Source organism: Elusimicrobiaceae bacterium, assembly GCA_017520185.1.
Taxonomy (GTDB): Bacteria; Elusimicrobiota; Elusimicrobia; order Elusimicrobiales; family Elusimicrobiaceae; genus Avelusimicrobium.
The window spans coordinates 82,460-104,271 of record JAFXGO010000029.1 but is presented as its reverse complement, the minus strand read 5'-3'; the positions used below and the strand labels follow the sequence as shown (position 1 = coordinate 104,271).

Annotated in this window: 17 protein-coding genes, 1 tRNA gene and 2 pseudogenes; 9 read left to right on the top strand and 11 right to left on the bottom strand. The window is 42.3% G+C overall.

Features of this window, described 5'->3' with window-relative positions; translation table 11 throughout:
- Positions 1–19 precede the first annotated feature (19 nt).
- From rimO to IKL48_04530, 4 genes are all read right to left on the bottom strand, one after another.
- The gene (gene rimO, locus IKL48_04545) at positions 20–1,306 is read right to left on the bottom strand and encodes a 30S ribosomal protein S12 methylthiotransferase RimO (GenBank protein ID MBR3603928.1); all 1,287 of its coding nucleotides are present in this window, start codon (positions 1,304–1,306) and stop codon (positions 20–22) included.
- Between the two features lie 14 nt (positions 1,307–1,320).
- Complete coding sequence (locus tag IKL48_04540) at positions 1,321–2,703, bottom strand: hypothetical protein (protein MBR3603927.1); 1,383 nt, start codon at positions 2,701–2,703, stop codon at positions 1,321–1,323.
- Positions 2,704–2,769: 66 nt separating this feature from the next.
- The gene (locus tag IKL48_04535) at positions 2,770–3,159 is read right to left on the bottom strand and encodes an OsmC family protein (GenBank protein ID MBR3603926.1); all 390 of its coding nucleotides are present in this window, start codon (positions 3,157–3,159) and stop codon (positions 2,770–2,772) included.
- Between the two features lie 9 nt (positions 3,160–3,168).
- Positions 3,169–3,567, bottom strand: coding sequence for an OsmC family protein (locus IKL48_04530; GenBank protein ID MBR3603925.1), 399 nt, complete (start codon positions 3,565–3,567; stop codon positions 3,169–3,171).
- Between the two features lie 126 nt (positions 3,568–3,693).
- Between IKL48_04530 and IKL48_04525 the strand changes: the two genes are divergently transcribed.
- Positions 3,694–4,032: a hypothetical protein gene (locus tag IKL48_04525; GenBank protein MBR3603924.1), complete on the top strand. Its 339-nt coding sequence runs from the start codon at positions 3,694–3,696 to the stop codon at positions 4,030–4,032.
- Between the two features lie 208 nt (positions 4,033–4,240).
- Here the strand turns inward: IKL48_04525 and IKL48_04520 are convergent.
- Both IKL48_04520 and IKL48_04515 read right to left on the bottom strand, forming a co-directional pair.
- Positions 4,241–4,315, bottom strand: a tRNA-Asn gene (locus IKL48_04520).
- Between the two features lie 82 nt (positions 4,316–4,397).
- Positions 4,398–5,726 carry an MFS transporter gene (locus IKL48_04515; protein ID MBR3603923.1) on the bottom strand — a complete coding sequence of 443 codons (1,329 nt, stop codon included), beginning with the start codon at positions 5,724–5,726 and terminating at the stop codon, positions 4,398–4,400.
- Positions 5,727–5,777: 51 nt separating this feature from the next.
- Between IKL48_04515 and IKL48_04510 the strand changes: the two genes are divergently transcribed.
- Both IKL48_04510 and IKL48_04505 read left to right on the top strand, forming a co-directional pair.
- Entirely contained in the window at positions 5,778–6,749 is a 972-nt protein-coding gene (locus IKL48_04510; GenBank protein MBR3603922.1) for a DnaJ domain-containing protein, read from the top strand.
- Positions 6,750–6,813: 64 nt separating this feature from the next.
- A complete protein-coding gene (locus IKL48_04505; protein ID MBR3603921.1) occupies positions 6,814–7,428 on the top strand; it encodes a hypothetical protein in 615 nt (204 codons plus the stop codon).
- Here IKL48_04505 and IKL48_04500 read toward each other — a convergent pair.
- A complete protein-coding gene (locus IKL48_04500; GenBank protein MBR3603920.1) occupies positions 7,422–8,132 on the bottom strand; it encodes an ankyrin repeat domain-containing protein in 711 nt (236 codons plus the stop codon). The two genes, IKL48_04505 and IKL48_04500, sit on opposite strands and share 7 nt — an antisense overlap.
- Positions 8,133–8,348: 216 nt before the next feature.
- Here IKL48_04500 and IKL48_04495 point away from each other — a divergent pair.
- A pseudogene (locus IKL48_04495) lies at positions 8,349–8,489 on the top strand (prepilin-type N-terminal cleavage/methylation domain-containing protein).
- Positions 8,490–9,168: 679 nt separating this feature from the next.
- Here IKL48_04495 and nifJ read toward each other — a convergent pair.
- Positions 9,169–12,729 carry a pyruvate:ferredoxin (flavodoxin) oxidoreductase gene (gene nifJ / locus IKL48_04490; protein ID MBR3603919.1) on the bottom strand — a complete coding sequence of 1,187 codons (3,561 nt, stop codon included), beginning with the start codon at positions 12,727–12,729 and terminating at the stop codon, positions 9,169–9,171.
- 224 nt (positions 12,730–12,953) lie between these two features.
- Between nifJ and IKL48_04485 the strand changes: the two are divergent.
- A pseudogene (locus IKL48_04485) lies at positions 12,954–13,064 on the top strand (prepilin-type N-terminal cleavage/methylation domain-containing protein).
- Between the two features lie 409 nt (positions 13,065–13,473).
- On the opposite strand, the gene IKL48_04480 reads toward IKL48_04485, so the two are convergent.
- Positions 13,474–14,016: a nitroreductase family protein gene (locus IKL48_04480; protein MBR3603918.1), complete on the bottom strand. Its 543-nt coding sequence runs from the start codon at positions 14,014–14,016 to the stop codon at positions 13,474–13,476.
- 138 nt (positions 14,017–14,154) lie between these two features.
- On the opposite strand from IKL48_04480, the gene IKL48_04475 reads away from it, so the two are divergent.
- Positions 14,155–14,343: a hypothetical protein gene (locus tag IKL48_04475; protein ID MBR3603917.1), complete on the top strand. Its 189-nt coding sequence runs from the start codon at positions 14,155–14,157 to the stop codon at positions 14,341–14,343.
- Positions 14,344–14,349: 6 nt separating this feature from the next.
- Here IKL48_04475 and IKL48_04470 read toward each other — a convergent pair whose 3' ends face one another.
- Complete coding sequence (locus IKL48_04470) at positions 14,350–14,787, bottom strand: DedA family protein (protein MBR3603916.1); 438 nt, start codon at positions 14,785–14,787, stop codon at positions 14,350–14,352.
- A 154-nt stretch (positions 14,788–14,941) separates the two neighbouring features.
- Here IKL48_04470 and IKL48_04465 point away from each other — a divergent pair, with 154 nt between their 5' ends.
- The 3 genes from IKL48_04465 to IKL48_04455 are packed head-to-tail and all read left to right on the top strand — an operon-like array spanning position 14,942 to position 21,270.
- Positions 14,942–19,534, top strand: coding sequence for a hypothetical protein (locus tag IKL48_04465; GenBank protein ID MBR3603915.1), 4,593 nt, complete (start codon positions 14,942–14,944; stop codon positions 19,532–19,534).
- A 48-nt stretch (positions 19,535–19,582) separates the two neighbouring features.
- Positions 19,583–20,692: a DUF362 domain-containing protein gene (locus tag IKL48_04460; GenBank protein MBR3603914.1), complete on the top strand. Its 1,110-nt coding sequence runs from the start codon at positions 19,583–19,585 to the stop codon at positions 20,690–20,692.
- Positions 20,692–21,270, top strand: coding sequence for a hypothetical protein (locus tag IKL48_04455; protein ID MBR3603913.1), 579 nt, complete (start codon positions 20,692–20,694; stop codon positions 21,268–21,270). Before IKL48_04460 ends, IKL48_04455 begins: the two co-directional genes overlap by 1 nt.
- Here the strand turns inward: IKL48_04455 and IKL48_04450 are convergent, their stop codons facing one another.
- Positions 21,271–21,792, bottom strand: a complete 522-nt coding sequence (locus IKL48_04450; GenBank protein ID MBR3603912.1) for a hypothetical protein — start codon at positions 21,790–21,792, stop codon at positions 21,271–21,273.
- Positions 21,793–21,812 lie beyond the last annotated feature (20 nt).

Here is a 21,812-nt window from a genome sequence, read left to right as displayed (position 1 = left end):
AAATCCCGAGTCTTTTATTTTATTTAATCGGTTCTAATGTGCGTTTGTATCCTTCGGCTTTGACAATTTTAGCCTTAAAAATATGTCCAGTCTTAACGGGGGTGGTAAATGTCACTTGTCCGTCAATATCTGGAGCATCTTTATACGTGCGGCCAAAGGTGGGCCCGTCTGCAATAGCCTCTACTATACTTGCTTTAATTTTTTTATTTATACGATCAATGACTCGGCTTTGCGTTTGCTCTAGGCGTAAGCGGCGTTCTTGTTTAAGTGTTTGTTCAATTTGCAAGTCTAAATCATGAGCAGCGGTTCCTTTTTCGCGGAAATATTCAAACACACCCATATTATCAAATTCATAGTCTTGTACAAATTGTTGCAATTCTTTAAAATCCGCTTCTGTTTCTCCCGGAAAGCCGACGATGAAATTCGTGCGTAATGAAATGTCTTTCACCTTCTTTTTAAGCATGTCCAGCGTACGTCTGATTTGAGACCCGTCACAATGACGATTCATACGTTTTAAAACAGGGTCTGCGATGTGCTGCAACGGAATATCTATGTAATGGAAAATGCGCGGCGTAGAGGCCATTAACTCAGCCAATTCCTCCGTGACACGGTGCGGATAACCGTACATAATGCGTAAACGTTTGATTTGGCGGTTTTCTAGAAGTTTTTTAAGTAGTTTGACCAGTTGTGGCTGACCATACAAATCTTGTCCGTAAGAGGTGGTGTCCTGTGCAATTAAAGAAATCTCTTTTACCCCGTTTTCAGCCATGAGAGCCGCCTCTCTAACGATATCTTCCATCGGTTTGGAGCGATAAGGGCCACGCAAAAAAGGAATAGTACAGTACGCGCAACGGTTATTGCAACCGTCGGCTACTTTTAAATATGCCGTATGCGGTGCGGTAAGGCTCATTTTATACTTGGGAAGATAGAGTTGTTTGGGCAGAGGACTGCTTATAAAACCTGTTTTGTTGAGTATTCTTTCCACTTGTTCTTGTTTCCCAATGGAAAAAATTAAATCCAGTTGCGGAAAATCAGCCAAAATTTTATCTTTATATCTCTCTACCATGCAACCGGTGACGGCCACTTTTTTTACTTGTCCTGTCCTTTTTAGTTCCAAAGCATAGCAGATGGTGTCTTCTGCTTCTTTAACGGCGGAAGCAATAAATCCGCACGTATTAATGATGAGTATATCCGCCCCTTGCGGATCTAGCATAAGTTCATGCCCTTTGCCCAGCAAACGGGCAGAAAATTCTTCGGTATTGGTTAGGTTTTTGGGGCAACCTAAACTGATGACGGAAAATTTCATAATCTTTAAAGTGGCTAAACCGCCAAATCCTCTCTTTTCAGATGTTCTTCTTCTTCCTCAAGTTCGTCTTCATCTCGTTTGAGTAAAGCCATACCAAAGGTGATAACTCCTACGCGCCCAATAATCATTGTGGCAATAATAATCAATTTACCCAAGAAACTCAACTTGGCAGTGGTTCCTAAACTAATGCCGGCAGTACTTAAAGCAGCAATCGCCTCAAACAAGAGGTCCAAAAAAGGCAAATCTTCTACCCATGTAAGTAAGAACATGGTGACAAATAACATAAATATATAGAAGATAAAAGTAGAGTTTGCTATATATAAGCGATGTAATGGAATTTGTCTTCCTAAAAAAGTGATATGTTTTCTGCCAAATAAATGGCTGGAGACGGTGGCCACCAAACAAGTGACGGTGGTTGTTTTCAAGCCGCCGCCGGTACCGGACGGAGAACCACCGATAGACATTAGTGCCATAATCACCAGATAAGAAGATATTGCCAAAGAGGAAATGGGAATCGTATTAAATCCGGCGGTTGTCATAGCTGCAATTGCCTGAAACAAAACGGCGCTGGGGGCCAAATTCGGATTAGTGAGTAAAATGAAGAAAGAACATAAAAGCAAGGCCATCAAAGTAGAGAAAACAATAATTTTGGTGGTGTAAGAGATGGCTCTTGTTCTTCCCACAATACGGTTGAAAATATCCGTCACAACGATAAAACCCATAGCTCCTGCCAAAGATAAAAGGGATATGACGATATTAATCGTTTTGCTATCTGCAAAAGACATTAAACTATCCGGAAATAGGCTAAATCCAGCCGTACAAAAGGCAGATACACTATGAAAAACAGCATACCACGTAGCATCAAAGGCAGTGTAATTATGTCGGATAAAATAATTGTATAAAAATCCTGCACCAATCATTTCCGCCACAAAAGTAAAGATAATAACGGCTCTTAAAAAGTCTTGCAAGCGTACCGTACGCGGGAGGGCAAACTCAGTATTTAACACTTCGGTATGTCTGTGGCGAAGGCGATGAGAAAAAGATAAATAGAGAAAAGATGATATCGTCATATATCCAATACCAGCCGTTTGGATAATAATAAGCACTACCAATTTGCCAAGGAAAGTATAAGATTCGGCAAAATTAACGGTTGTCAGTCCTGAAGTAGAAGCCGCCGCCGCTGCCGTAAATAAATTATCTATCATGCTTACGCCGCCTTTATCCATAAAAGGCAAACACAATACCACCCACCCAAGTATCATGTACATCAAAATTCCTTGCAACATATTTTGATGTGGAGAAAGATGAAGCACAAATAAAGTATATTTTTTGAGTGCTTTGCGAATAAATTGAGCCGTAGAGAGAAAGGCTTCTTTTATGGAAAGGTTTTTTAGCATATACTTTTATTGTATCAATTTTATAAGAGGGTGTAATAAACCCCGCTCATGAAGCGGGGTTTTAGATTATTGGGCAGTCAAAGAAAATTTGATGGCTGGGTTTAGGCTTTTATGCACAGGGCAAGCCTCTGCCGCCGCCAAGCATTTTTTTCTTGTATCTTCGCTAAGTTCTTTTGGAAATATCACGTGAAGTGCCACTTCCTGCAGGCCGCTTAAATTCGGCCCAAAAACGGAAGATATTTCTATGTTGGTTCCGTCCAATTTTTCTCCGGCTTTTTGTGCGATGACACTCATCATCGTCAATGTACACGCGCCCAAGGCTCCAACCAACATATCTCCCGGCGTCACCCATTCTTTTTTACCGTCATGAGCAGTATGCAAAATATCTTTTACTTGCTCAGTCTTGATTTCTACGTGGCTATTGCCCGTATATATACAGTGTATTTTGTCTGTCATAGAACCCCCTTATTGAATGTTTATGCTAATTTTGATGTCTTCTCTTAAAGTATGATGAACGGGGCAGGCTTTTACGGCTCCGATATAACGTTGCTTTTGTTCTTGTGTAAAATCTGCCGGAAAACTGATGTTTAATACAAATTCTCCTACTCTGCGCGGATTTTCAGCCATTATTTTATCTATTTCTATTTTGGCTCCCTTTAAGTTTTCTTTATTTCTTTCAGCCATTTTCCCCATAATAGTTAATATGCAAGAAGCAAAAGCCGATGCTAAAAGATCTGTAGGTGAGAAAAGCCGCCCCTTTCCGCCATTATCAGGGGGTAAATCTGTATAAATTTTACTGCCGGTAGGTTCATGTAGCAGTTCTGTTTGTCCGTCTGCTAGGTAAGTAGATAAAATTTTAGTCATAAAATCCTCCTGTCAATTATAGTTTACTATTTTATTTTTCGTCGGTAAACCCAGAAAAAAGATTAGATTTGCAATAAAAAGAACTTCTTTTGGGTTATATAGATATACCAATTAGGAGGTGTACTTATGATTAAAGGAGCACTTGCATTAGCTTTAATGAGCACGGTAGGAATGGGGGGAATGGTGACCGTGTCTTCCAATGGGGATATAACAACGTCTTATTACGTGCCTCCCATAGTATCTATAAATTATGGGCACAAAGCGCCCCCGCCGCCACCTCGTGTGGAGCCTAGACAGATTTTTAATAAACACGTGGTGCATAAACCTCATAAACAATTGTTGAAAAAAGAGCACAAGCCCACACCGCCCAAAGCGTGGAAACCGGCTAATCATCCCAATCATAAACCGGCTGACAAACCCAAAGATCCTGCCAAAAAAGGAAATTCTAAAGGGGGGAAAAGATAAAAACTAAAAACCTCAGTGTTAACTGAGGTTTTTTTATTGAAACTGCTACCACACTTGTCATTTTAACTGCTTTTTGAAGAAGAATGCTAAGTGTAAAATTTATAAATATTGCTTTAATAAGATGTGTCAGGGTATTTTCTATCACGATGCAAGGGAGAGTTTTGCTGATTTTAAGACAAAAAAACCAGACCTTCGTCTGGTTTTTAAATGGCTCCCCGAGTAGGACTCGAACCTACAACCTACCGGTTAACAGCCGGTCGCTCCACCATTGAGCTATCGGGGAATAAATCCGTTTTTCTGACTACCTATTTATTGTACATAAAAAAAAATAATTTGTAAATAATTTATTTTTCTCGACGAGAAATTTACTTATGTGTCCAAATATGTTCTGTGCGGCGCGGTGGCATACCCGGTTTATACTCCAGCAAAAGCACTTTCTTTTTTTTCGTTTTTTGCCATTCCGGCAGAGGTGTTTTGCCAGAAGTTTCTGCCCAAAAATCATTCTTTTTTCTACCGATAATACTTAGCAAAATTAATCCGCTAAATATATAAGCCATAAAGGCCAATGTTTTTTGTAGTCCTGCAAAATGCATAAAAATGGCAATACTTAATACACATAAACTTTCTACCGTATAAGAGGCGGTGGCAAAAAGCCCCAATATTTTTCCACGTAAATTTTCGGGTGCGCGTAATAAAATAAGTGTGGAAATCATCGCAGAGAACGCCCCAAAAGGAATGCCGCATAACAAGGTGGCTCCCAACACAATGATTTTATGAAAATTGTAATATAGCACTAGTACTGAGAGGGTATAAGCAGCATAGTTGGCCGTAAGCAATGTAAAAAACTTAAATTTTTTTGCGGCTCGTGCGAAATAAAGCGCACCTATAAAAGCCCCCAGACCAAAAGCCGCTCCCAAAAGCCCTAAATAAACAGGGTCATAATGATATTGATAAATATAACCGGGCAAGAGCAACAATTCCCAAGATTGTCCTAGTATAAAAAAGGGCATGGTAAATAAAATGCTGTCTTTAAGCACATGATCGGATTTGAGCAGTTGCCAAGCATGAGCAAAAGTGGTGTTGTTGGATATTAGCCGACGATTTCGCTGGCTATAAATCGTCAAACTAATCAATACGATAAATGCACACATTATTACCACCGCTACCCAAGAGGCATATAGCCCTAAAAAAGCAATAAAAATACCGCCTAAAATGGGGCCAAATACAGACATAATACCATCCAAAGCCTCCACAACTCCGGTAGCACGGGGCAAAGAGACCTCTGCATATCGTGAAAAAGTAGGGGCCAATGCCGTACGTGCCAATTGTCCGGGTGCGTCAAAAAAAGAACTTAAGAAAATAAGTAGGCCTATGAGATATGGGTAGGCCACGCGGCAAGCAATCAAAATAGGAATGGCACCCAACAACACAAATTGAATAACTTCACAACTGAGCATCATCTTAGAACGGCCCAACTTATCAATGATTTTTCCTCCGTATAAAGAGGAAAAAATATTTGGAAGCAAAGAACAAAAACCAATAAACCCCGTCCACAGCAAGCTGCCTGTGGTGCTTAGCACATACCATGGCAACAGAAGCTGCATAAATTGATTGACTAAGGAAGACGTCCCTTCCGCCGTCCAAAGTAAGGTCAGGGGGGTCTTGTGGTTGGCCCATCTAGTCCATAATAACATGTTGCCTCCTTGGAAAAATTATATAAAATGAAATTGTAAAAAGGGGGGATTATGAGTGATTATAAAGATTATTACAAGATTTTAGGTGTAAGTAAAAATGCCACAGAGGCCGAAATTAAAAAGGCATTCAAATCTGCGGCGCGTAAATATCATCCGGATTTGCATCCCGAAGGAAAAAAGGCCGAAATGACCGAAAAGTTTAAAGACGTCAATGAAGCCTATGCCGTACTTTCCGACAAACAAAAACGCACTATTTATGACCAAGTAGGCCAAGAAGGATATCAAAATTATGCACGAGGCGGAGGCCAAAATGCACAGGGACGGGGAAATCCGTTTGCCGGTGGTTATCAACAATACGGTGGCGGAAACGGTAATGCCTATTATAATTTTAGTTCCAACGGAGGGGGATCTTTTGGCGGAGCGGATTTTAGTGATTTTTTCCAAAGTATTTTTGGCGGGATGGGAGGCTTTGGAGGCATGGGAAGTGCAGGAGGTTTTAGCGGTTTTGGCGGAGCTCGTGCCGGTGGCTCCGGACACAGAAACGGTGATGTAGAGGCCGAACTTGCCCTAAACTTAGAAGATGCCCATCGCGGTGGACCTATGCAACTTACACTGCCCGGCGGAAGGAATGTGACAGTCAAAATTCCTGCCGGAGTGGGGGAAGGAAAACGCATTAAACTCAAAGGCTACGGCAATCCTACCGGACGAGGAACAGGGGATTTGTATCTTTTGATTAAAATTCGCCCACACTTAACCTATCGTTTAGAGGGTGATGATTTGTACGTACCGGTGACGCTCATGCCTTGGACAGCTGCCTTAGGCGGTACGATTTTTGTGCCTACGTTGGACGGCCCCGTAAAAGTGAAAGTACCTGCCGGTACGCATAATGGCAAGAAATTAAAACTCAGCGGAAAAGGCTTAAATTCAAAAGGCAACTTGTATGCCACATTGACGATAGATGTGCCTCGCACATTGAGTAAAGAGCAGAAAGAGTTGTTTAATAAACTAGCCCAAATTAGTTGAAAAAATATTTTTTAACCAAACACCTCTGTGTAAGCAGAGGTGTTTTTTTTGATACAATAATTACATGAAAAGAATTTTGCACTTTATAGATCCTTACCGCCAGAGTTTCCTGTATTTTAAGTGGGGCTTTTGGAGTATTTTATTTTGTGTGGGTGCGCTGCTATGGCTATGTGCTCACGCGCAGGGTGGCTTGGTAAAAGGTGCTTTGGATAATGTCTTTGTGTATTTGCCCAATTATTTAACGCATGAGTTTTCTCACCGTTTTTGGTGTACCTTGCGTTGGCAATGGTGGTGCTATGCCAGCGGTAATGGTATGGAAACATTGATTCCTTTGGCCTTGTGTTTTGGGGCTTTGCGTTTGCGCGGGGGACGGTATCTCTTGCCGATACTGACCTATTGGCTGGGCACTACTTTATACGGGGCGGGAATTTACGCCAGCGATGCGCGCGCCTGCCAACTGCCGCTGACATCTTCTGACATGATGACCAACTTTGCCCCCGGCGAAGTAAAAGGAGATTGGCACTATATTTTAGAGCCTTTGGGCCTTTTGGAGTATGATTTGATTATCGGTAAAATTTTAATTTTTGGCGGTGTTTTTTGTTTGATAATCGCTATATACAGTTTGTGGTATTATTGGATGCATCAAGAGGAGTATCTTTTCCAAGACCACCACTATTGATGTCGGCACTGCTTTTCATACGCTTCTTTTAATAGGGAGCGTATTTCATTATCCTTACTGATTTCTACAATATTTTTTCCTTCGTAAAGCCTACATACATCTGCCCCATATTCCAGCAGTAGTTTTACTCCCTCTAAGCGGTTTAGTTCTGTGACAGCATAGAACAGTGCATCGCTTTGCAAAAGGGTTTGTTTGTTGGGGTCTGCCTCTTTTTTAAGCATATATTCAATGATGGATAAGCGTTGTTTTTCTTCGGGAAAATCAGTCACAAAGGCCAAAATTAACGCAGTAGCACCACTGTCTGTTTGTGCGTTAATATCGGCCCCGTTTTCAATCAGTTGGGCTGCATATTCGGCATGCCCGTCTCGTACGGCAATCAGCAAAGGAGTCCAATTTTTGTCATTAGGGGCATGATTGGCGACTTTATTTTTAATGAGGTAGCGGAGTATTTTTTCATTTCCGCCTGAAGCAGCTGCAAGAGGTAATGTAAATAATGCTTGTTGATAGTGGCGCTTTGGGTCTGTGATGTATATGCCGTAGTTTGTTTCAGCCCCATCTTCCATCAAATTTTTTACGCCGATTAAATCTCCTTCATAAGCGGCCCAAATGAGAGCCTCTGCTTGTCGCTCCTTGAAGTTTTCTTCGTAAGCCACAAAAAAAGCAAGAGAGATAAAAGAAATCAAAAGAATAATTGTTTTTTTCATGCTTCTATTATATAAAAACTTAGATAAACAACGGTTTTTTAGTTGTTTGTCATTATGAAGAAAGAATTTCTTATATTTAATTTTCTTATCTTCTCCTTGTTTGTGTATATCTTTACTTTGTGGGGTGGGTTTTATCAGGAAAGTGATACCGGTTGACTTATTTTTTTTTTTTGTTAATATTTTGTTAAAGCAAAATTGAAAAAAGGAGTTTTAGAGATGAAAAAAGCATCTAAAAGCAAAGTCAGCGGTTTTACGCTGATAGAATTATTGGTAGTTGTGTTAATTATTGGTATTTTATCTGCAGTAGCGCTTCCGCAATATCAGAAAACAGTGCTCAAAAGCCGTACCACAGAAGCGTGGGCGAATTTGAGCGCATTACATACAGCTGCAAAATTATATTGTTTGGAAAATCCGGATTCATCAGACAATTTATCACTTTCGGATTTATCTATTGAGGTACAAAATAGTAAATATTTTAATTATGAAGTGTCTATTACTTGCCCCAATGGAATTTCAGTTTCAGCTAATTATTTAGGAAAAGAAAAGTTCACGTTAGGATTTGCTCTGCAAGAAGGGCGTTTGTGCAAAGGAGGAAAAGTATGCAAGGATTTAGGTTTTTCTTCTTACACAAATTTGGGTTGGAAGTGCCATTGCGGTGGAGTCGATGAGAGTGATTCAGGTTGTTATTACGCAAAATAACAGGAATTTTATAGACTTTTAAGTAGTTGTCGAAACAAGCCACCCTATGTTTTCAATTAACATAGGGTGGCTTAGAATACAAATATTATTTTTTCAGTGGCTTGGGTAGCAGCGAGTTGTTTGTACAAGTCACCTCATACGGATATAAGAAAACCCCTGTCTTGCTTTGGGCAACACAGGGGTATTTCAATGCTTGAAAAAGAAATACTATTTGATCACTTTTTCAGTGGCTTGGGTAGCAGCGAGTTGTTTGTACAAGTCACCTCATACGGATATAAGAAAACCCCTGTCTTGCTTTGGGCAACACAGGGGTCTTTCAATGCTTGAAAAAGAAATACTATTTGATCACTTTTTCAGTCGGCTCGATAGCAGCGAGTTGTTTATACAAATCGCGTCTCCAAGCATATTCGGATTCGGCACGTTTGATGAGTTCTTGTGCGAGTTCCGGATTGTCGCGCATTAAGCCTTTGAAGCGGTTTTCACCACTCATGTAGTCGGCTAACGGCAAGGTCGGAGCGCCTAAAGGGCTGTCCACTTTGAGCGGGTTTTTGCCTTCGTAGCGCATTTCCGGATTGAAGCGGTAGAGGATCCAGCGGCCGGCTTGTACGGCACGTTTGGCTTCACCCATACCTTTGGACATATCAATACCGTGAGCGATACAGTGAGAGTAGGCAATGACCAACGCCGGACCATCGTAAGCATCAGCTTCAGCTAAGGCTTGAATGGCTTGGTTCATGTTGGCACCCATAGCCACTTGGGCTACGTAGATATTGCCATAGGTCATGGCAATCATACCCAAGTCTTTTTTCGGCATGGTTTTACCACCGGCAGCAAACAAGGCTTTGGCACCGAGCGGGGTGGCTTTGGACATTTGACCACCGGTATTGGAGTACACTTCGGTATCCAAGACCAAGATTTTCACGTTTTTGCCGGAGGCTAATACGTGGTCCAAACCGCCGTAGCCGATATCATAGGCCCAGCCGTCACCGCCCAAAATCCATACGGATTTGCGGATTAAGTAATCGGCAAAGCTCAAGAGGCGTTTGCATTTTTCGCATTCGGGTCTGCCGGCCAAGATTTCTTTTAAGGCAGCCACATTTTTGCGTTGTTCTTCCACTTCGGCATCGGTCTTTTGAGGATTATTCAAAAGGGCGTCAATCAAAGCGGCGTGATCTTTTTGGCAGTTTTCTTTGGCTTGTTTGAGCAAGGCTACAGCATCGCTGTAAAGTTGGTCATAAGCTACGCGGATACCCAAACCGAATTCAGCATTATCTTCGAACAAGGAGTTGGCCCAAGCGGGTCCTTTTCCGTCGTCGCGTTTGCAGTACGGGGTGGTGGGTAAGTTGCCGCCGTAGATGGAGGAACAACCAGTCGCGTTGGCTACGGCTAAGCGATCACCAAAGAGTTGCGTTAAAAGTTTTACATACGGAGTTTCACCACAACCGGCACAGGCACCGGAGAACTCAAACAACGGTTGTTTGAATTGAGATCCTTTGACAGATTCTTTCTTGGTGGTGACATCGGCTTGTTTTAAGCCCAAGAAGAAGGCAAAGTTGTCAATTTCATTTTCGCGTACGTCGAGTTGGTGCACCATGTTGATGGCTTTCTTTTCCGGATTTTCTTTGTTTTTAGCCGGGCAGTTGTAAATACAGGCACCACAACCGGTACAATCTTCCACCGCCACTTGGACAGTGAATTTTTTACCGGCGATGTCGCCTTTGCCGTCGGCAGATTTAAAGGTTTTCGGAGCGTCTTTCAAGGCTGCTTCATCATAGGCTTTGATGCGAATTGCAGCATGCGGACATACCAAAGAGCAGAAACCGCATTGGATACAAACGCTGGGATCCCATTGGGGTACCATAACGGCGATATTGCGTTTTTCATATTGAGTGGTACCGGTGGGGAACACGCCGCCTTCGGGCATGGCAGAAGTAGGCAAGGTGTCACCGCGTCCGGCAATCATTTCACCCAAGACGTCTTTTACAAACGCAGGAGCATCGGCCGGTACGGCAGCTTTGGTATGAAGTTCAGAAGTCACTTCAGCCGGATATTTTACTTCGTGCAAGCCGGCTAAGGCAGCATCTACAGCCACATAGTTTTTATTGACGATTTCTTCACCTTTTTTGGAATAGGTTTTCTTAATAGCTTCTTTAATATCGGCGATGGCTTTTTCAGACGGGATTACACCGGCAATACCGAAGAAAGCGGTTTGCATGATGGTGTTGGTGCGGCTGCCCATACCGGTTTTTAAAGCAATTTCAGAAGCATCAATCGTGTATACTTTGAGTTGTTTATCAATGATTTGTTTTTGTACTTCGGCGGTTAAGTGGTTCCACACTTCTTCGGCAGAATACGGGGCATTGATAAGTACGGTAGCACCTTTTTTGGCTTTGCCGAGTACATCGTACTGAGCCAAGAAGTCAAACATGTGCACGCCGATAAAATCAGCTTCTTGAATGAGATACGGAGCGCGGATATAGTTTTTGCCAAAGCGAATGTGAGAAGTGGTCATAGAACCAGACTTCTTAGAGTCGTAAACGAAATAGCCTTGAGCAAAGAAACCATTGGCGCTGATGATTTTCATGGTGTTTTTGTTGGCACCGACCGTACCGTCAGAGCCCAAACCATAGAACATTGCTTCAAACACATCGTTGGAAGAACCCGTCATTTTGGCAGCGGGCAAGGAAGTGAAAGTCAAATCATCATTGATACCGACGGTGAAATTCTTTTTGGGTTCGGGCAAAGCCAAGTTTTCAAATACGGCTTTGACGTCGGCGGGAGTAAAGTCTTTAGAACCGATACCATAGCGGCCTCCGATAATGAGCGGAGTGGCAGCAAATTTGGCTTTGGCTTCATCGGTCAAGAAAGCGGCGCAAACATCTTGGAACAACGGTTCTCCCAAAGAACCCGGTTCTTTGGTGCGATCCAAAACGGCCACTTTTTTAACGGTGTTGGGGATAACGCGAATAAAGTCAGCAATGGAGAAGGGGCGGAACAATTTGATTTTGAGTACACCCACTTTTTCACCTTTCATAGATTCTACGGCCAACTGAGCAACGTCAGCACCGGAACCCATGACTACAATGAGTTTTTCGGCATCGGCATCACCGAAGTATTGGAATAAATCGTACTTGCGACCGGTCATTTTTTCAAAGGCGGCCATTTCTTCTTTTACGATGGCGGGAACGGCATTGTAGAATTTATTTACAGCTTCGCGAGATTGGAAGTATACGTCCGGATTGGCAGCGGTACCGCGTACAGTCGGGTGTTCGGGGTTTAAACCGCGTCCTTTGTGTTCGCTGATGGCTTTTTCATCAATCATGCTGGCCATTTGTTCTTTGGTCAAGGGTTCAACCATGTTAAGTTCGTGGCTGGTGCGGAAACCGTCAAAGAAGTGCAAGAACGGTACGCGAGCTTTCAAGGTGGCGGCTTGAGCGACTAAGGCCAAGTCCATTGCTTCTTGCGGATTATCGGAGCACAACATGGCCCAACCGGTATTGCGTACAGACATTACGTCGGAATGGTCTCCGAAAATAGACAAAGCGGTAGTGGCCAAAGCGCGAGCAGAAACGTGGAAAACCGTCGGGGTTAATTCGCCGGCGATTTTGTACATGTTCGGGATCATGAGTAAAAGACCCTGAGAAGCGGTGAAAGTGGTGGTCAAAGCACCGGCAGTCAAAGCACCGTGTACGGCACCGGAGGCACCGCCTTCGGATTGCATTTCCGTGACTACGGGTACATTGCCCCAGATGTTGGTTTCGCCTTTGGCGCTTTTGGCATCGCAGATTTCACCCATCGTAGAAGACGGAGTAATGGGGTAAATGGCGATGACTTCGTTGGTGGCATGCGCGACGTGGGATACTGCCGCGTTGCCGTCCATAGCGACTAATTTTGCCATGAGTAAATCTCCTTGTTGTAATATAAAAAATGATTCCGCGCGCGCATACTTTATTATATACGCGTTAACGGTTGTAAACTACACTAACATTGTATAATTTTCCGGTGGAGTGCGCAAATTTGTTTAAACGAAATAAAAAAAGCCTTGACTTATTTTTTTTTAAAAATTAATATTTTGTTAAAGCAAAATTGAAAAAATGAGTTTTAGAGATGAAAAAAATCAAAATTAAAGACTGTAAAGGATTTACATTGATAGAATTATTGGTAGTGGTTCTAATTATCGGTATTTTATCTGCGATGGCTTTGCCGCAGTATCAAAAAACGGTGCTTAGAAGCCGCACCGCAGAAGTATGGGCAAATTTGGGGACTTTGAATAAAGCAGTAAAAGCAGCTTGTTTGGAAAATCCGGACGGAACCGTTTTCTTTTCTGAAGGGAATTATGATCTATTATCCATTGAAGTACAGGATTCTGAATATTTTACTTATCGGGGTGTGATAGCCTGTTCTGCTGCGTCAGGTGCGCACGATCTTTATGCTACGTATCGTGGTGGTGGAAATCATAATTTCAGGTTGGGTATTAACAGGAACGGACAGCGTATATGCGATGGAACTTCTTGTACAGAACTTGGATTTACTAAAGTTTTGTCGGGAACTACGAACTGTATTGTCACTGGTGGAAACGGCAGTTGCTATTACATGGATTAGAGTATCTGATTTAACCCCCCAAAAAAGTTTGGGGGGTTAATTATTTATACTTGTTATAACTGACACTTTCTTGAAAATCTTTTCTGGGGCGCGGGGAGGGAGACTCGGCCGGGTATCCTACAGAAATCAAATGCTCTATCTTTTTTCCTTTCGGAAGTTTAAAGAATTTTTCGGCTTTGTCAGAGTTAAGCCAGCCAATCCAACAAGTGCCTAACCCCAAATCATGAGCACGCAATACAAAATGTTCGCCAGAGATGCCTTGATCTACCAAGTAAAATTCCGTACGGCGGAAAAAGTTGCCAATGCGGCTGGTAAAATTGCCGCGATCCGATACCACCGCTACTAAAACGGGGGCTTTTTCGGCCCATTTGCTCATGCCGTAAACTCCGGTAAAAACTTCTTTGCAGAAATCCTCTTTTACCTTTGGATCATCTATAACAATATAATGCCAAGGTTGTGAATTGCAAGCCGAAGGTGCTAGCAGTGCAGCCTGTAAACAAGCATTTATTTTTTCGCGTTCAACGGGTTTGTCTGCATATTTGCGGATGCTGCGTCTATCTAAAATAACCTTTTCAAATTCCATACTTTTCTCCTATTTTTTAATAGTATCAAAAATGAAATCATTTCAAAAATATATTTTTTTCTTGCTAATTAATATATAATGTTTTTAAATCATAAAAATAATGTTAAATAATTATTAATATTTTGTTTGGGGATTGAAATGAAAAGTAAAAAGATAGAAAAAAATAAAGATCTAAGCCAAGAAGATTCCGCCACCATAGCCGCCTCTAGTTTAGCCCAATATTTCAAAGATAAAAATTGGAAAATTATATCTTTTTTTCCCAATACTAAATGCTGTCAACGCATTTGTTCGAATGATAAGAAAATATCTTCCAAAAAGAGTAAATAAAATATATTAGAAAATACCTGTAAATAAAAGCCATACAAAAGCATAGCGGCATCCTTTGGATAGGCTTACCAATGGCAGAAAAAGCCACATTTTTACTTGATTCATTCCGGCGGCGATAGTAATGGGGTCTCCTATAAAAGGGATTCCGGCTAACAACAAAGTCAGAGGGCCTTTTTGCTCAAAAAGATGTTGCGCGCTAAGTAGGTATTTTTCTTTTACCGGAAACCACTTTTTATTTTCAAACCGACGAATATATTTGCCTAAATAGTAATTACCCACACTTCCCGTCACATTTCCTGCCGTAGTCACCAAGACTAATAGCCAGGCCCGATAGTCGCCCGTTGCCAAGATGGCAAAAAGCACCACTTCAGCCTGAGAGGGCAAAAGTCCGGCCGATGTAAACCCTACTATAAATAAAATAATTAATACGTGTATTTCTGCCATAAAAACCTCTTTAAAAGTTTGGAATAAATTGTGCCCTTTGACCAGCGGTAAAAGTAATTAGACAGATAGGTCTTTTAGGTAAATAGAAATAGGTCCTTTGGCCCTTTTTTTCATGAGAATAAAAATGCAAAATATATAGTATAACAGGTATCTTATGAAAAAATGGTTATCCTTATTATTGTCTTTTTGTTTGCTTTTTTCCTCTACTGCTCCGATGGCTGGAGGCATCGTTGCTCCGTCATCTTCTGAGTTGGAGGATATGTTTGAGGCCGCTTTTCAAGAAGCCTCTGCCGCGCAATCCCCTGAAACGGAATATGCCACCACCTCCTCTCAAGTAGAAGTTTTTATCCATTATCAACAGGCCGAACTTTTTGCTCGTCTTCACTCATATCCGCAAGATGCCCGTTATATCATGAATAGGGTGTTGAAAAACTGTCAGAAAAATGCCTTTGCCGCTTCTAAAAACAAAGACTTGTGGGAAGGAGAAATAGAGGTATATAAATGGAAGGCCAATGCCGGACAGTATTTGCAAAGTTGTTTGGATTTAACTTTGCAAAAGGGTTGGAACGGTAATTCAGTAATAGGCGATGCCCAAAATAAAATATATGATGAGGGGCAAAATCGCCTCGTAGTAAATACGATTCTTGATGTAGGAGCCAGTGAAAAAGGTGTTGATCGAGCATATCGGTATCTAAAAGGCCTTTTAAGCATTGAAAATTTATGCAATAAAGCAGATACGGATATGGTTCGTCAGCCGCAGCAATTCCAGTGCGGATTAGCTGCCGAAGCATTGGAAGGGTTGGCTGTCTTAGGTATGCAGCATCCCTCTTATAAAAAAAGAGCCGCTGCTGACATATATCAATTTATGGTTAATAAAAACCGCTCTAAAATGGGGCAGGGGGCTATTTATCAAGGGGCTTTGTTATTGTTGGCTTTAAACGAACAAGAGAAATTAAAATCCTTTTTAAGCAGTGAAGCGCAACCAACGGGTTTTGACAGCGTGTTGGACAAAATAAGTTATTTTTCTTTCGAAGGCATTGCCCGAATTGTTCATGAAAATCGGTCCTTTACACAAGGAGAGTATTTAGATTCTTATACGGGTAAATACACGTATTTAGATACGGATTTAGGAGATAAATGGTTTGGCAGAGGTACCTGTGCTAACCGTGAAAATGCCATTTCCTCCGTTAAGAATATGTTTCAGTGCCCCTACGGTAATTTGTTAGAAGATTTGGGCATGGCTATTGCGCAAGACAGTGCGAACGCTCAAACTGGTGCTTTGGCCGGTTGGATTTGGAGCAATAGAGCAAGCCTGCCTGTACCATTGATTATGGGCTTGTTAACGGGTGCTGACGGAAAATGGACCTATGAAAAAGGGGGAACTGAAGCCAAAAAATTGTTATTTGGCATTCTCAGTATTGATTTTTCTGATTTGAATGAAGGTTCTCAGCGTCGCCTTAAAATAGCGGCAGCGGAGTCTTTGAAAAAGAGAGGGGAAAACGTTTCCTTATCCGACTATACGGTTCGCGATCAGGCAAAGTTTGATCGTTATGCCCGACAACAGAGAGAAAGAAATGTATTTGGTTTTATTGATTTGGCAGTAGCAGTTATTTTGTTGCCTCGTTTAGTGGTTTCTTTGGGTACGTTGGGTGCAAAGGGATTGGCGGCTTTTGGCAAAATACGCCACATTCGTAAAATAGAAACAATGGCTAGCAAAATGACGCGTGTTCTGAGAAGAATTCATCCTGCATCTTCTGTCAGAGTGGCATCTTCTGCGGGCAAAACTGCTTCTTCAGCCACTACGGCCAGAACGGCCTCTGCCGGAGCAAAGGCAACTTCCGCAGCTACTCCTGTTGTTAATACCTCTTTAAAACCGGTGACGTTTTCCGCCCCTCAAATCACTGCTACCGGTGAAGCTGCTGTCAGAGTGGGATTAACGGAAGAAAAGGCTGCTGCCAGCATTGCCAAAATGCAACAACAGGTGAAAGGTTTTAGTTTAGCCGATAAACAAACATTCTTAAGTAAGTATCGCTTTAATTTGGCCAATCAATATCAAATTGCTCGACAATTGGGCAGACCCCTTACGATGGCTCAAAGAGAAGAAGCCTATTACCTGGCTTTTCAAAATGTATTTCAAGCTCAACGTGAAGCCATGCACTTGGCTCAGTTAGACGAATTGGCTTTAGCCTATACTTCTACCGCTGCAAAAACCAACCGCGTAATTCGCCACATTCCGTGGAGTGTACGTTTTCAGGTGGGACTCTCTATGTTGTGGGATAATCTAAGAATCGGGTTGAAAGGATCTTTGACTACTCCGCAAGGGTTTGCCGGTTTATCTGCTATGACCGGAGTAGGCAACCCTGCCTTTACCATTACCGCCACCACTCCTGTGGCCGCCTCACGCACGACGGCTCCGCTGGTGATGATAGCCGATTATGCCGGTGGTATGGGAAGCAAGTTTAATACGTTAAGGACATTTACCGTACCCGGCTTAAATGCACCCAGAACTTTAGGAATGGCACAGGTATCTGTGCCAATGTCTAGCAAAAGTTTGCTTTCTCCTTTTAGCAGCGGTTCCTATTTTTCCTTGCAACAATTAGGCCCCCGCTTGTTGTTTCCTGCCGGAGTATCTGCTTTTAAAGGACAATTTGATGATCAGGTGGTAGCGGCCGCTTATCAAAAAGATCCGGTGGCTGCCGATGATTTATTTGCTGTTCGCGGACAAGAAGGAGTATTAGTGTCGGAGCCTCGCCCAGAACCTTCTATTTTAAACGTTGATATGTTTCAGGAAAATTTGGTAAGACTTCTCAACAAAGGGGGGCTGGTTTTAGGGGCTAATGGATTTGTGGCTCAATTTGTGGAAAGAGCTAATAACTTGCAAATAAGTCAAGAAATTACGGATATGGTGTTGGATGCTTATTGGCAGGCTTTGTTGGCGGTAGGGAATTCTGATCTTGAACTTTTGGAAAATAAGTTTAAGGAAGAAGTGGTTTCCCAAATGCTCAAATCAAGCAAATTTGCTCAATATCAGGTGCAGGTTTTTACCGCTTTGGGTTGGCCTGTCACACCGTTAAAAAAGCCCACTGCGCCGTCCCAACCGGAAGAACCTGAAGAACAAAGAGTTTTGCGCCGTCAAATGGAAGATAACGGTGTGCAAAGACAAGATTTGATTGATAAATGGCAACTTGCTGATAGAAGCATAGAACAAATTTTGGCAGATGAGCAGTTATTGGCGGCTGCTGCAGAAGATTTGGCAACGTATTATCGCTTGGAAAAGGATTTTTCCGACGGAAAACAAAGATTTATGAAAGAATTTCATATGCTATACATGCCAAAGGCTTATCCGGAGGAAGAGGCTGCCTTGTCCAACAATACCCCCAAGAGACGGATCGTGCATAAAGTCAGCAATAAAGAAAGCAGTATTTTTGCCGATGCCTATAAAGGAAAAATCATAGAAGCTTTTCATGATTTATTGGTCACTAAAATTGCGCAAGAAACAAATTCTTCCGAAAAAGCCCGTTTAGAAGAAAACAGACAAAGTGTGGTAGATTGGCATGATGAGGTAGTGAACAAATGGGTGGGATATCCGGATAATCACGCATTAAGTCCGGCGCCTGCTTTGAGAAAATTCTTGAGAAAATTTGAAGGCTTGGAATCTGCTTTTTCCGAAATGCAAATGCAAGAATATGAGCAGTTAAAAACAGATCTTTATGCCAAAATTTCCTTTGATCCTTATGAGGCTATTTTGTTGCAGAACAGATTATTAATGTTTTCTAAATGGGAAGCTCCTACTCCCAATACCATCTTTGTGGTGGGGCATGATTTTGTGCCTTCCAATGTGTGGGATAGAAAAACATTATTGGGCTTTTCTCAGCCGATTTTAGTCAGAGAAGCTCCTTTGGAAGAAGCCTTTGATCATTTTGTCGAAGGAAAAGAAAACGTACTTCTTATTCATGGACATGGCGGTGTAAACAGACTCAATACATGGAAAGCACCTTTAGTTTGGCCGGAGGAGCAATTGCATCCGGAGCATAGTGTCAGTGCTGTGAAAATAGCACAATTGCTCGCAGAGACTCCTTCTGCCCATACGTCTATTTACCTAAATGCTTGTTTCTCCGGACATTTTTTAAACGATATGCAAGAAATGTTTGCCCAAGCCAGATATGCCGACTTGCTGATGACGACAGATATCTTCGTCACTGCTTCTAAAAATCAGCGAAGCATGCCGGAAGATTTACCTGCCCAATGGGAACAGGGCGATACCCGCAAAAAATTATTGGGTAAAGTTTTGCAACGTATGCGCTTTAATGGAGACGGCTTGGCCGCCAGAGTTATGATAGACGGAAAAGAAATATATCCATTGGCTGAAAGTGTAAAACGCTTGCAAGAGGAAACAAAAGGCCTTTTCCCCAATCGTGAAAAGAAGAAAATGTTAAATGCGTTAGAATTACTTTTACAGTTGGCTAATGCCACTAGCGAAGATGAAGTGACGAAAACAGTTTATCAAATTGAGAAAGAATTTTTCGGGCGCGTTATGTGGTTTGGAAACTGTAAAGAAAACGGCTTTGCCTCTTTTGCTTGGGGCATAGACGAAAGGGATTATCAAGATTATGAAAATTTTGAATTTCCTTTTATTATCTTAGATGAAGCATGGGTTAACTATGTATCCGGCGTAGCGGAAGAACTGTTTAATCAGGTTCCGCCCAGCAATATTCCTTATTCTTTCCCTAATTCTGTACAACCCTAAATTGTGCATGGGAAGTAATAAAAGTAGAATAAGTAGAGGAGACTTTTTATGGCTAAATCAAAAGTATATTTTACCAACATGCGCACCAAATTAGGTGAGGGCTTACCTAAGAAATTAAAACGTTTGATCAAACAGGCGGGCATTGATCAAATTGACTTTAAAAATAAATTTGTAGCTATTAAAATTCATTTTGGAGAACCGGGCAATTTGGCTTTTCTGCGTCCCAATTATGCCACTGCCGTTGCAGAAGTGGTGAGAGAATTAGGAGGAAAGCCCTTTTTAACCGATTGTAATACTTTATATGTAGGTGGGCGAAAAAATGCCTTAGACCACTTAGCCTCTGCCGCTTATAACGGCTACACTGCGCAGACTACGGGCTGCCAGATTATTATTGCAGACGGCCTAAAGGGAACGGATGAAACATTGGTGCCCGTACCGCAAGGAAAATATGTAAAAGAGGCCAAAATCGGTCATGCAGTGATGGATGCCGATATCGTGATTTCTCTCAATCATTTTAAAGGTCATGAATGTACCGGTACCGGCGGTGCACTTAAAAATTTAGGTATGGGGTGTGGCTCTCGTGCCGGCAAGATGGAAATGCATAGCGCAGGCAAGCCTTTTGTTCATACCGAAAAATGTGTAGGCTGTGGGGCCTGCCTGCGCATTTGCGCGCATGATGCCCCGAAAGTGACCAACGCAAAAGCCGCCATTGATCAGACCAAGTGTGTGGGTTGTGGCCGTTGTATAGGCGTTTGTCCGACGGATGCCGTGACGGCAGCTAATGATGAATCCAATGATATTTTAAATAAAAAAATTGTGGAATATTCTTGGGCCGTTTTGTCGGGTAGACCGCATTTTCATATTAGTTTGGCCATCGATATTTCTCCGTATTGTGATTGCCATAGTGAAAATGATGCCCCCATTGTGCCGGATATCGGTATGTTTGCCTCTTTTGATCCGGTGGCTTTAGATACGGCCTGTGGCGATGCTGCTAATCGTCAACCCGTTATGCCGGGCAGTTTGTTGGCTGAGCGCGAACACTGTCATGGGGACCACTTTACCAATTTAACGCCCGTCACCAATTGGCGTGTGTGCGTAGAATATGCCCAAGAAATGGGCTTAGGCTCTACTGAGTATGAGTTGGTAGAAATCAAATAATGTTTCAAGACGATATTTTGCAAACCATTATGGCGCGGCTCGAACAAGGGCCTGCGCCATTTTTGGTGGCGATAGACGGTCGATGCAGCAGCGGTAAAAGCACGTTGGCAGCCTTTTTGGGGGAGAAACTTAGCGCTCCTGTTTTGCATATAGACGATTTTTATTTACCCTTTTCCCGTCGTAGTGCTTTGCGTATGGAGTGTGTGGGGGGGCATATAGATTGGCAACGTTTTAGCCATGAGGTGTTGACCCCGATTGCGCAAGGAAAAGAGATTTTATATCGTCCGTATCGTCCACATCATGATTTTTGGGAAGAAAGCCAAAAAATAGCACCGCATAGCATTTACATCGTAGAAGGCTCTTACAGTCAGTTGCCGGAGTTAGCAGGTTTTTATCATTATAAAATTTTTCTAACCGTTTCCTCAGCCATTCAACAAGAGCGTCTGCTGAAAAGAGAAGGCGCGGAAAAAACCTCGTTATTCTTAAGTCGTTGGATTCCGGCAGAAGAAAAATATTTTGCCGCTTGTGAAGTTCGTGCTCATGCGGATGTGGTTTTCGACACTTCTGCCATGTGGTAATTAAAAATCTGGTAAATAGGCCCATTGTAGCAGGGCTTGTCTTTGGCGTGCTCTACATTGCGTATGTCCGGGTGGGCAATTTTTGAGGATTTGGGCTTTGTGGCGGTAAAATGCGCGCCAACGCGCGATTTGGATCGTATCTATAGCCGGTAATCTGCGCCCCAAATAATAACGGCAGTACCATTGAAACCAACCCCGTACATCAGGTCCTAAAATCCACCCCTTTTGACGCCAAATGCTCAGCCCTAAACGGGATTTCACCCCAAACTGGTTGCAAGAAATATCTGCTTGTTTAAAAGAGATTTTAGCCTCTTTAAACCATTCCGTCGGAAATTCGTTTTGACAATCGTTTAAATAGTGCCCCTCAAAAACGCCGCGTTGAAGCATTTCTTGTGGTGTAAGTTGTGGTGTAAAATTCGGCGCGAACCCTTGCCCCGATTCTGCACTGAGTCTATAACGGTAATCGGTTTGCATTTTATCATGCACATAAATCCACGCGCCGCGTTTAAACTTTTGTTTCATATCTTTTTTTATCAAAAACG